Source organism: Blautia sp. OF09-25XD, assembly GCF_003482095.1.
In the GTDB taxonomy this organism is placed as follows: domain Bacteria; phylum Bacillota; class Clostridia; order Lachnospirales; family Lachnospiraceae; genus Fusicatenibacter; species Fusicatenibacter saccharivorans.
This window is the reverse complement of record NZ_QUMG01000017.1, coordinates 83,882-95,210: the sequence shown is the minus strand read 5'-3', so window position 1 is coordinate 95,210 and position 11,329 is coordinate 83,882. Positions and strand designations below refer to the sequence as shown.

10 protein-coding genes and 3 pseudogenes are annotated in these 11,329 nt (G+C 43.8%); 2 read left to right on the top strand and 11 right to left on the bottom strand.

The genetic code is table 11. The features are described from left to right. From DXA93_RS13585 to DXA93_RS13560, 6 genes and pseudogenes are all read right to left on the bottom strand, one after another. Positions 1-295: hypothetical protein (locus DXA93_RS13585; protein ID WP_147399557.1), on the bottom strand; the 295-nt coding region annotated here is incomplete at its 3' end. A gap of 116 nt (positions 296-411) precedes the next feature. Further along, a complete protein-coding gene (locus DXA93_RS13580) occupies positions 412-783 on the bottom strand; it encodes a TnpV protein (protein ID WP_117801909.1) in 372 nt (123 codons plus the stop codon). Between the two features lie 31 nt (positions 784-814). Further along, positions 815-1,120, bottom strand: a pseudogene (locus tag DXA93_RS13575) (23S rRNA (uracil(1939)-C(5))-methyltransferase RlmD); the annotation flags it as partial. Positions 1,121-1,263: 143 nt separating this feature from the next. Then, positions 1,264-1,905 carry a hypothetical protein gene (locus DXA93_RS13570; protein ID WP_117801908.1) on the bottom strand — a complete coding sequence of 214 codons (642 nt, stop codon included), beginning with the start codon at positions 1,903-1,905 and terminating at the stop codon, positions 1,264-1,266. A 97-nt stretch (positions 1,906-2,002) separates the two neighbouring features. Beyond that, positions 2,003-3,307, bottom strand: coding sequence for a sensor histidine kinase (locus tag DXA93_RS13565; RefSeq protein ID WP_117801907.1), 1,305 nt, complete (start codon positions 3,305-3,307; stop codon positions 2,003-2,005). Positions 3,308-3,446: 139 nt separating this feature from the next. Continuing rightward, positions 3,447-4,112 (bottom strand): response regulator transcription factor, encoded by a 666-nt coding sequence (locus DXA93_RS13560; RefSeq protein ID WP_117801906.1) that lies wholly within the window; start codon positions 4,110-4,112, stop codon positions 3,447-3,449. 365 nt (positions 4,113-4,477) lie between these two features. Here DXA93_RS13560 and DXA93_RS13555 point away from each other — a divergent pair, with 365 nt between their 5' ends. Continuing rightward, complete coding sequence (locus DXA93_RS13555; protein ID WP_117801905.1) at positions 4,478-4,834, top strand: helix-turn-helix domain-containing protein; 357 nt, start codon at positions 4,478-4,480, stop codon at positions 4,832-4,834. A 274-nt stretch (positions 4,835-5,108) separates the two neighbouring features. Here DXA93_RS13555 and DXA93_RS13545 read toward each other — a convergent pair whose 3' ends face one another. Then, a complete protein-coding gene (locus DXA93_RS13545; protein ID WP_118750415.1) occupies positions 5,109-6,521 on the bottom strand; it encodes a relaxase/mobilization nuclease domain-containing protein in 1,413 nt (470 codons plus the stop codon). Positions 6,522-6,635: 114 nt separating this feature from the next. Between DXA93_RS13545 and DXA93_RS13540 the strand changes: the two genes are divergently transcribed. Beyond that, complete coding sequence (locus DXA93_RS13540) at positions 6,636-8,048, top strand: ATP-binding protein (RefSeq protein WP_118750416.1); 1,413 nt, start codon at positions 6,636-6,638, stop codon at positions 8,046-8,048. A 71-nt stretch (positions 8,049-8,119) separates the two neighbouring features. Here DXA93_RS13540 and DXA93_RS13535 read toward each other — a convergent pair whose 3' ends face one another. The 4 genes and pseudogenes from DXA93_RS13535 to DXA93_RS13520 all read right to left on the bottom strand — a co-directional run bounded on the left by DXA93_RS13535 (position 8,120) and on the right by DXA93_RS13520 (position 11,246). After that, positions 8,120-8,419: a CD1845 family protein gene (locus DXA93_RS13535; protein WP_117802621.1), complete on the bottom strand. Its 300-nt coding sequence runs from the start codon at positions 8,417-8,419 to the stop codon at positions 8,120-8,122. Positions 8,420-8,588: 169 nt separating this feature from the next. Beyond that, positions 8,589-8,930, bottom strand: a pseudogene (locus DXA93_RS13530) (ParA family protein); the annotation flags it as partial. 119 nt (positions 8,931-9,049) lie between these two features. Continuing rightward, positions 9,050-11,035, bottom strand: a pseudogene (locus DXA93_RS20690) (recombinase family protein). After that, positions 11,016-11,246 (bottom strand): helix-turn-helix domain-containing protein, encoded by a 231-nt coding sequence (locus tag DXA93_RS13520; protein ID WP_055303625.1) that lies wholly within the window; start codon positions 11,244-11,246, stop codon positions 11,016-11,018. The pseudogene DXA93_RS20690 and the gene DXA93_RS13520 overlap by 20 nt, the downstream one beginning before the upstream one ends. Positions 11,247-11,329 lie beyond the last annotated feature (83 nt).

The following is an 11,329-nucleotide window of genomic DNA, read 5'->3' as shown; positions in this document are numbered from 1 at the left end:
ATTCTATTCCGTTTATATATTCTAAATAAATTACTCCAACCTTTTCCTTGGTTGTTGATATAACTAAATAATCATCTCCCAATATATTAACAATATTCGAACATTTATTCAGTTTATACAAAGCACGCATTTCCCTTGTGAATACAGCTTGATACAAAGGCTGTTCGATTCCATATATTATTTTCCTAACAATTAAATCCCCTGTGCTTTTATTTTTCAATACATCCACTACAGAATTTGTATCCGCTCGATTCTTTAATCTCTTATATGCTTCCCAATCTCTAAATGTACTCATCGTTACGCTCCTTAAAAGAAAAATTATGAACATATTATATCACTTTCACTTATAATATCATATATTATAAAAGCTGAACAAGTCAGATTAGTCTCTGCACCTGTTCAGCTCTTTGTTTACCTGTAAATCAATTCTTTTAACACAATCTCTTCTGCAGCATTCCGGATATTATTTACCGCTCTGACCCATTCCATCTGATCACGAGCTTTCGATTCTTCCGTAATGCCCTGCCGCTCCATCATCTGACGCACCAGAATATTCGTTCTCTCCTGTGCTTTATCATCCACAGCATTCAGATGTTCTGTTAATCTGTCTTCCAACATATACAGAGAATACATTGCCGGACGATGCTCTTTCAGATACGTTTTCCGAATCATTCCATATTTCCCATAATGCGGTTCTTCATCTGTACTGACAAGATTCGGATAGTAAATTCCGTCTGCTCCCAGTGTGTAGGTTCCACCCATTTTTTCAAATGTGCTTTTCATGCATTATTCCTCCTTGAAATCAGCGATGTTCTTAGATCATCGCAAAGTATTTCAGGGCAGCCTTGATAGCTTCTTCCTTCTCTTTCGGGCATTGTGGAACTCTTGCATTTTCTGATTTTGGAAGATTATAGTTTTCTCCCACTTCAATTCCACATTTGCGTTTTACCTGAGAAATATATAAACTTGAAACCTTCAAGCCAAATTCTTTCAGCACATAATCTTTGATTTCCTGATAGGTTGCTTTCAACTCGGCACTGGTGGCATCCAGCTCGTCCAGGTCTAAGTCGATCTCTATCGTGTCATCTGGTTTTTGTTGGGACAAAAGAACAACCGTCTCCCTGCAAGTCGTCATAGATTTGTGCAAACGCAAAGAAACGGCGGCTCTGAAATCAAAGCCGCCGTTTCAAATGGGCGTGTCAAATTGTCTGCTCTACGACGGCTTTTTTTCTTTTGCCGTCGTCCGGCAGAATGGCTTAGTTATTATTTCTGAACGGAGTCTGCTTCTTCTTGTGTGAGTTGACCATTTTTAACTGCATCAGAAATGGCTTTGTCTAATTCCTCAACTGTGGAATAATCCCCAATGTGTACTGTTTTTCCGTTATCTTTTGTTACATCAACACTATAAGAGGAAACTACATCTTCAGTAGGTGGAATCATGGAGTAGGTATCGCCGTCACCGTCGTCTTTGGAATACAATACTCCCTTTTTGATACTTTCCAGAGTTTCTTTATAGCTGTCCATCATAGCATCTACGCTTTCCTGCGTAAATTCGCGGAATACGCCTTGCCCATCATACCAACCATCTCCGGTTCCAGTCAAAGATTCCATCTCTTTTTTCTGTTCGTTCATCCACGCCTCGTATTCATCAGCTGTCCACCACTGCACATCCGGTGCCGCATTGTTCTTCTCATAATCTGCCTCGGCAACCCAATTTTTACCGTCAACGCTGATTTGTCCACCGTCTGTATCCTGATAGAGAATATCTGCGCCGGATGTGTTTCCCGTTTCAGATGTTGAAACCTTTGGTGTGTCCGAAGCCGATGCGCTTGCATAAGTAACCCCTGCAATGCTTAAACAGATTGCTCCGCACAAGCCTATTGCCAAAATTTTTTTGTTCTTCATAGATAAGACCTCGCTTTCTAAAAATTATAGCTGCCCTCTTGAGGACAGCTATAATATAACAAAGCAACTTGGATATAGTTTGCATGGATTATGGATTTTAGATGGAGTTGTCTACCGGCTGCTTACAAGGCAATTCAAACCAAAACAGTACACCATTGTTTATATTTGAAATGCCGTAATTTGCTCGGTGCATTTCCATGACTTTGCGAACAATATAAAGCCCTAATCCGGTTCCGCCTGTATTGCGGTTACGAGATGTATCTGCTCGATAGAAGGCTTCAAACAAATGTGGAATAGCATCGTCAGGCACACGGACACCTGTGTTTTCAATTTCACCGCGAATCGTACCATGCGTTTCGGACAAAGATATACGAATCAATTCACCACTTGGAGAATAGCGAATTGCGTTTACCAATATATTTTGAATTGCCCGTTCCATCTGTGCTTGTTCCACTTCACAATAAAGGCGGGTAGGAATATTTGCTTCAAGGTGCTGTTTCTTTTCTTCCAATAAATCTGCTACTGTGGCAATCTGTACCCGAAGTATTTCCGCAAAATCAACGGTTTTATATTCAGTTTTTTGAGTTCCCTCCGCTTTGGAAAGATACAGCAGTTCTTTTACCAACTTCTCCATCCTATCAACAACGGCAAGCGAACGCTCCATGTACTCTATGTGATTTTCATAGCCGCTGACTCCGTTCAGCATCCCCGCCAAATGTCCTTTCAAAATGGTTAGTGGTGTTTTCAGTTCATGGGATGCTGCCGAGAAAAAGTCTACCCGCTGTCTTTCTAACTCCTGTTCCTTTTCAATATCTGTTTTGAGCTGTTGGTTGGCAGCTTGAAGGTCGTTCAATGCAGTAGATAGCGAAGCAGATAATGAATTTAGATTTTGCGCCAAGCAACCTAATTCATCTTCTCGTCCTGTACTACATTGACCGGAAAAATCCAGTTCTGCCATTCGCTTTGAAATCTTGCTCAGTCGCACAATAGGTCGAGTGATGTACCGTGTATAGAGCCATGCACAAAGGAGAGAAAGCAGAAAGACCATTAGGATGACATACGGAAGTATAGACAACAATACCTTTGTTGCCTGCTGTACAACGAACAAATCCGTTTGAACTGCCAATGTATAAGCAGTACCGTTTTTCAATGTGAACGGGTAAAAATTTGTCGTAGTTTTCCCAGATGGTTGCATATCTATGAGCGATTCATCTTCATCGAATGTAACTGTGTAATCTGCCGAAGTAGTAGAGGTTTCCATTGATGCCTCGTCGGGATATATCATACGACCGTTACTATCCTCAATCCAAAAAGCGGCATTTGTTTCCTTTGAAAAATTAGATATATCATTTTCGCAATCAGATATATTGTCAAAGGCTGTCATTTGCTCAACAAGGTGCATAGCGGCTTTCTCCGTAGCCGCATTTATCAGATTGGAATATGTCGTAGGTAACAGCTTTGAGATGAAGAGATATGTTCCGCTACAAGCTGCACCCAGTAGAAGAAGTGTAATTATAAAAATCTTGACGGATAACCGTTGTTTAATGTGCTTGGTCAATTCTGTATCCCACCCCTCTGATTGTTTTTATATAGTCAGCATTTAACTTTTTGCGAATGTTCTTTATGTGACTGTCAACGATCCGATCCTCGACCTCCAAATCGTCCGCCCACAATCGGTCAAGTAGCATTTGCCGAGTAAAAACCTTTCCCTGATTTTCAAGCATAAGCCTAAGAAGCGCAAACTCTTTGCTGGTCAAAACAACCTCGTTTCCGTCTTGATACACATGAAATCCATCAACATCCATATTCAACTCTTTATAAGTAAGCAGGGATGGATTTTGATTTTCCGCAGTCCTACGGCGAAGAATAGCCGCAATCTTGCATAGCAGGATTTTGGGCGAAAAGGGCTTTGGAATGTAATCGTCAATCTGCTGTTCAAAACCCCGCAACTGGTTTTCTTCATCCGAAAGCGCAGTAAGCATAATAATAGGGATTTGTGACCGCTTGCGAATGACCTCACATACACCATAGCCGTCGATTTTAGGGAGCATGATGTCTAACAGCACAAGATCGATTGTATCATCAAACATTGCAATTCCATTCACGCCATCAGACGCAACGGCAACTTCATAGCCTGCATCAATTAGATGGTTTTTCAATATATCCTGAATGTCAATATCATCTTCGACAATTAAAATCTTCTGCATTGTTCCACCTCCAATTTATAGGATAACATAGTTTTTTGAATTTATGATGAAGCGTATAATTTCCTATATATGTAAGAAAGTTCTGTCCAACAGCAACTGTTTTTCTTCATTTGACAAATTATCCAAATACCTCGTCGCTTCTCAAGATTGCTGATACGTTCACAAATACATTTGCGTTTTACTCTAAGAAGTGCTACTCTCCATTTCCTGTTTCCCTATTTATTATAGTTTCTTATCTCAAGCAATACAATGTTGTCTTCGTTCATCGCCTTGTAAAATCAGTATAATCATACCGCTTATCAGGCATAATAAGGTTATTCCTTTACACAAACCGGAACGATACAATATTATTAAGGTGAACGATTATGCCAATTGATGATTTAACTGCTTTAGGGCAAAAAATGCGGGAAGCCCGAAAGAATAAAGAACTGACACAACAGGAACTTTCTGATCTGAGCCATGTTTCTGTAAAGCAAATCGCCAATATCGAAAAGGGAAAAATGAATCCTTCCTATTTGATTTTAAGAGCATTGGCAAAGGTCCTGCACATCTCTTTAGATACGCTTATAAATCCAGATGTTTCTCTGGAAGATGAAGGTGTCAATCAGATGAAAATGCTTTATTCCAGCTGTCCGCCAGAAATGCGTGACACCCTGTTGCATCACATCCAAGAAACGTTGAAAGAACTGACAGAGTTGTCCGAGAAATTTGAAACGAATTGAGCCAGTGAGTGAAATTTAACGATTCTCTCACTGGCTCTTTTCATTTTCGGAGAAAAGAGGCAAGCAATGCCTGTGTTAATACACACAGGCCCGCAGAGAAGAAAATCCCTTTGTGATTTTCCTCTCCGCTTGCTTGTTGAGGGCAGCGCCCCCAAGCCCCTTTGAACACAGAATTTCATTCTGTGGCTGCGCGGTCTCCGTTCCACTCCGGTCGGCACTAAGCGGACATCCCCCGGATGTCCAGTGCCTGCGAACGCTTTTGACCAGGACCAGCTTACCGCTGGCCGTGGTCTTTTTCTTTTTCAACATCCTGTTCTACCTCCATTTTCAGCACTCGATCTACATTCACTTTTGCAGTCAAAAACTCCCTCATTTCTTCACGGGAGCGCCGATACTCGGAATAAGTCTTTTTCTTTTCTTCCAGCAATTTTGCGTACTCTGTCTGTAACTCTTTGACCTTGGGCAGCTTCTTGACGCCCATCTCATCAAAGGCATTCTTAGCAGCCTGGTGGAGCAGAATTTCTTCCTCATGTTCCTCCCGGAATTTCTTAGAGTAGCCCGCCTTGCGGTATGCCACATAGACCTCACGGGTCTTGGCATAATTTACGATGTAAGTACGCAGAACAGCAATCTCTGCCATGCGCTTTTCAGCCGCTTTGATCTGCGCCGAAAGTTCATTGTGATGTGCCGTGGCAGCCGCAGCCTTTTTTTCCAAAACCGCATACTCCAGCAGATTGTTCTCTGACAGGTAATTCATGGTCTGCGCCATTTGTTTCAGATTAAAAACTTTAGCCCATCGAGCATAGCCAGCACCTTTTCCAGCCTGCAATTTTGCCTGAATGTCCACCAGCAGATTGATCTTCGGCGTCTCTGCCTGTGTGACTGTTTTCTTTCGCGGGGTATGTGCTTTCTTCCCGGAGAGAACTGCCCGCAAATCTTCCAATCCATATCCTTCGCCCAGACTGTCCATGCGGGCGGCTTTTTCCCAACCAAAGAGCTTCAGTCGATACGATTTTCCGCGCTTTGAAACTTCACAACCATACTCTTGCAACAGCTTCAGCAGTTCTTCAAAGTCAGCAGGACTTTGTGATAATGCGTTGTCAATCGCCACACGAAGCAGCTCTCGGTGAGAGGGCTTTGCCTGATCGCCCAGCCATTTGTTATAGCTCTTTCCATGAGGTTTCGGATTCTCTACAATGGACAGTCCATTCTCAATACAGATGGTGTCACTTAGCCGACGAACCGCCTTGGTGCTGCCCCAAAAGTTTCGGAACTTCCGGTCATATTCTAAGCTGACCGATGACCAGATAATGTGATTATGAATGTGCGACTTGTCTATGTGCGTGCATACCACAAAAGCATGATTGCCTTTGGTAAAACGCCTTGCAAATTCTACGCCCAGCCGTTTTGCTTCTTCCGGGGTAATCTCACCGGGGCGGAAGGACTGGCGCACATGATAGGCAATCACATCATCCGCGCCACGCACTCGTCCGGTAGCGACAATGTACTGCCGCTTTGCCAGAAGAAACTCTGCATCCGCAGTCCGGCTGTCACACGCATAGCTGGTAATGAGCTTGCCGTTATCTGTTTTCTGTGGATTTGCTACATAGTCGATGATGTCACTGATCGCCCGACTCTCTGTGCGGCCTTTACCGACATGAATCGGCATGATTCTTGTAGTTGCCATAAAAAGCCCTCCTCTCAAAATATTTTCTCTGAACTCTTTGTGCCTATCGTTGAAATAAACTCTCCTTATGGGTATAATATAAAGAAACTACCAATACCTCAAAGGAGGGATTTTATGATAGAACAGCTCATTGCTGAAGCAACCGAATGTGATTTCAAAGTTGCACTTGAAATAAAGAAACCCAAAAGCTGGTTAAAAAGTGTCAGTTCCTTTTCTAATGGAATCGGCGGAACTCTGTTTTTCGGAATCTCTGATGACCGGAAGCCTATCGGCTTGTCCGATGTTCAAAAGGATGCTGAGGCGATCAGCCGCTTAATTAAAGAACGAATCACACCATTACCTCAGTTTATCTTAAAACCATTACAGGAAGATGGTAAAAATCTATTAGCTCTGGAGGTTTCTCCCGGCCGCAGCACCCCATATTATTACAAGGCAGACGGCGTGATGGAAGCATATATCCGTGTTGGAAATGAAAGCGTAATTGCCCCGGATTACATTGTAAATGAATTGATCTTAAAGGGAACCAATCAATCCTTTGATACCCTAACAACAGATGCGGTAAAAAAGGATTACAGCTTTACACTTCTGGAAGCAACCTATCTGGAACGGACTGGTCTCCGCTTTGAGCCATCAGATTATGTCTCCTTCGGTTTGGCTGACAAAAATGGGGTCTTGACCAATGCCGGAAAGCTCATGACCGATCAGCACACGGTTTATAACTCCCGTATGTTCTGTACCCGGTGGAATGGCTTGGAAAAAGGCTCTATCTTTGATGATGCGCTGGACGATAAAGAATACGAGGGAAATTTGATTTATTTACTGAACAGCGGCAGTGAATTTATTCGCAATAATTCCAAAGTCCGTTTTGTCAAAAAGGCACAGTATCGGGTAGACAAGCCGGATTATGCTGAACGAGCTGTGACAGAGGCTCTTGTCAATGCGCTTATCCATCGTGATTATATTGTGCTTGGCAGCGAAATCCATATTGATATGTTTGATGATCGGGTGGAAATCACATCTCCGGGCGGTATGTTTGGCGGCGGCTCAATTCAGGAATACGATATTTACAGTATCCGTTCCATGCGACGAAACCCTGTGATTGCTGACCTGTTCCACCGCATGAAGTACATGGAACGCCGTGGAAGTGGCCTGCGCAAAATCGTCAGTGAGACCGAAAAGCTGCCTGGATACACAGCGGCATATAAGCCTGAATTTTCCTCAACAGCGACAGATTTCAGAGTCATCTTGAAAAATGTAAACTACATCATGTGCGGTGCTTCCGCACATGATACAGCACATGATGCCGCACATGATACATCTGTGATCAGCAAGCAAAACTTGCTATTGGAATTTTGTGCAGACCCTAAAAGTCGAGATGAAATGCAAACATATATTGATGTTTCCAGCCGTTCTCACTTCAGCAAATATTACCTCAAGCCTTTATTATCTTCTGGTAAACTTGAAATGATGTTTCCAGACAAACCCAAAAGCAAAAACCAGAAATACACTACCGTTCATTCCAAATAACCAAGAAGCAGGGAACTGGGTCTCATCTCCCATTGTCCTGCTTCTTTTCATTCCAGATTTATTCACATCATTTACCCATACATCCAATCCTGGATCGCAAATTTCAAATCCTGCACCTTACCCAACAGCCAGATCGCCGCAAGCGGCAATCCCATCGGGCTAATCAAAAAAGCTATACCCAGCAAAATCACACCATTCTGCGGGGAATAGGTAATAATCACAGCCACACCAAGCAGAGCAATTATCGTGCTGAGCAGACCAAGCACCAGACCGGATATGTAGATCAGCCCCGTACAAAGCCAGACAAAAATCGTCAACACCAAAATGGCCGGTGCAGTTACAATCATCAGCAGGCATTTCAAAATCTTCATTCCAGTTCCTCCCTCCAACGCTCCAGATACCGTTTGCACAAGGCATCTGCTTGCCTCTCATCATCTTCCGTCAACTCCCGTCTGCCTTTGGTCAGTTCAATCTCCACATAAGTCCGGTAATCATCGGCTAAGAGGTCGAACAGTTCCTTTGGAGTATGGCACACCTCGCCAAGATAGTCTCACGACTCATAGCATTTACCAAGGATACTTCCATACCGGAAAGTTGAATGTCGGCGGGCATCAAGTCTACTCCCTCCGGGTGATGCAGGATACCCTCGCCGGAATGAATCGGCTCATCCATCAGGATATGCCCCATAGCATCCGACAGTGTAAATGGCAGCTTGTCCGGTTGCGGATTTCCCAAGCTGATTGTCAGGCTTCCTTGTGGGTCCCCGTCGATCAGAAGCACTTTCTTTCCGACCTGTGCCAGACCTATTCCCAAGTTCGCACAGGTTGTTGTTTTGCCAACGCCGCCTTTCTGGTTTGCGATGGCGATGATTTGTGTGTTCAAATAAACCTCCTCCTTCTACAAAAAATATCCCTATTCCGAAAAATAGGGATGAAAAAAGCCGCTTACTCAAATAAATGAATAAACGGCTATGTAAGAAATATTCGATTGTAAGTAAAGTTTTATATCACTGCAAAATACCGAAGTGCATCTTTGATTGCTTCTACCTTTTCTGGTGTCGGATGCTTCCTCGGCTGTTTCAATTCTTCTACCGCATTAGGCGCATCATACATTGGCAAGCCTAAATCTCTCTTTACCTCTGCGATATATGCGGTATGTACTTTGAAACCGTATTTCGCTTCTATGTACTCCTTAATCATTTTGTAGGTCACTTTTTCTTTGGGCTTGTACGCTTCGGCTCTTTTAGCAATACTATCTACCGGAATCTTGCCCTCGCCCTCTCCAAACTCCACATCAATGTGGATATAACTGTCGGCTTTTTTGTGGGATAAAAGAACTACCGTCTCGACAGTTGTTTCAGTTTCCAAGGGAAGTTCTTTCACTTCCTCGCCATCAACAGGCACAGGGAAGTTGAACACAATCTTTCTTATCCAGCTTCCGTCTTTCCTTTTCTCCGGGAACATCTCAATTCGCTCGATAAAGGCTTTCATAAACTCTTTCTGTTCCGCTTCTGTTGCGGAATGGTAGACTTCATCAAATGCCAGTAAGAGCCGATAGATATTGTTACCGGAGATTTTCTCCTGCTGAATGCTGCGGATTTGACCTTGCAATTCGCCAATCTGAACTTCGATATCCTCTATTGTATCATACTGCTCATCATAGCGGCGCTGCAAGTCCAAAATCTTTCTGTCATAGTGGGCATCGTTGATGTCCAAGGTGTCCATCTGACGCTCCAAGCGGCTTTTCGTTCCAAAGGCTTGCTTCAACTGTCCTTGCAGGACGGCGATCTGCTTTTCCATATCCTCTGTATCAACAGCCGAGCCGATTTTCGCCTGAATCGCTTCTACAAACCGGGGATTGTTGACCATAGCGGATATAATCTTAGCCACAAACTTGTTGATCTCCGTCTACTCGATATTCAGTCGGAAGCTGCACTCATGTCCGGTAGGTGTTACCGTGTTTTTGCAGTAGTAATAATACCTCGTTTTCTTGTCCTTGCTGTGAGCCCTGGCGATATTGCCGTACATACTCTTTCCGCAGCATGGGCATTTCAGAATGCCGGACAGGATGTGTGCATGATCTGGATTGTTGACCTTTTCCCGCTTAAAGGAATTGATCTTACGCTTTTCCTGTGCCAGATACCAATCTTCTTCCGAAATGATGGCTTCGTGCTGTCCCTCATAAATCGGGAACTCCGACTGCTCAACTACGTGCATCTCATTTCTTGTGCCTTGCTTCTTTTCCGTCCTGCGTCTGCCATAGGCGATCTTTCCCATGTAAACGGGATTGTCCAATACATCCTGCACGAAGTTCCTTGAAAATCCGGGAATGGTATTGTTCTGCCGCAGTTTCTTGATAAAGCCGTTGCGGTTCAGATATTTAGCAACCCCGGCAACGCCCTCGTTGGTGTGAATGTAGCGGTCATAAATGACACGGATTACTTCCACTTCATCCTCCGCAATGACCAAATCTCCGTTTTCCAGTTTGTAGCCATAAGGAGCGAAACCACCGTTCCACTTGCCCTCACGAGCCTTTTGCTCACGTCCTGCCATTGTCTGGGTGCGGATATTCTCTCGCTCTATTTCTGCCACCGCAGACAGCACGGAAATCATCAGCTTTCCGGCATCCTTTGAACTGTCGATGCCATCCTCCACGCAGATCAGATTGACACCGAAATCCTGCATGAGCTGCAAAGAGTTCAGAACATCCGCCGCATTTCTGCCGAATCGGGACAGCTTAAAGACCAGCACATAGGAAACGCCGTCCTTGCAGTCCTGGATGTCATTCAGCATCCGTTGGAAGTCCTGCCGCCCTTGGATATTCTTTCCGGAAAATCCCTCGTCAGAATACTCCCCGGCAATAACCATATCTTCGTATGCCGCATACTTCCTCAGCTTGTCACGCTGGGCATCCAAGCTGTACCCGTCAACCTGCATAGAGGTGGACACTCTTGTATAAATATAGCATTTAAGTTGTTTCTTTTTCAGAATCTCCACCTCCCTCATTCATTTCCTTTACCATAAGTCCCTCGTTGCGGATATAATACTCCAAAAGCCACAGCACATAATCCGGTGCATGGCGGTTGTCCAATTCCCACTCGGTCATAGTCCGGTAAGGGATATGGACGAGCTTGCAAAAATCTTTCCGGTTCAGTCCTGTGCTTTCCCGCAACTTGATAATTCTGTTCTTACAATCCATCTGTCTTTTCTCCATAAAAAACAAAAATACACGTTGCGTAATCATTATAGCATAGCCGCAGTGAATACGCAACGTGTAAATTG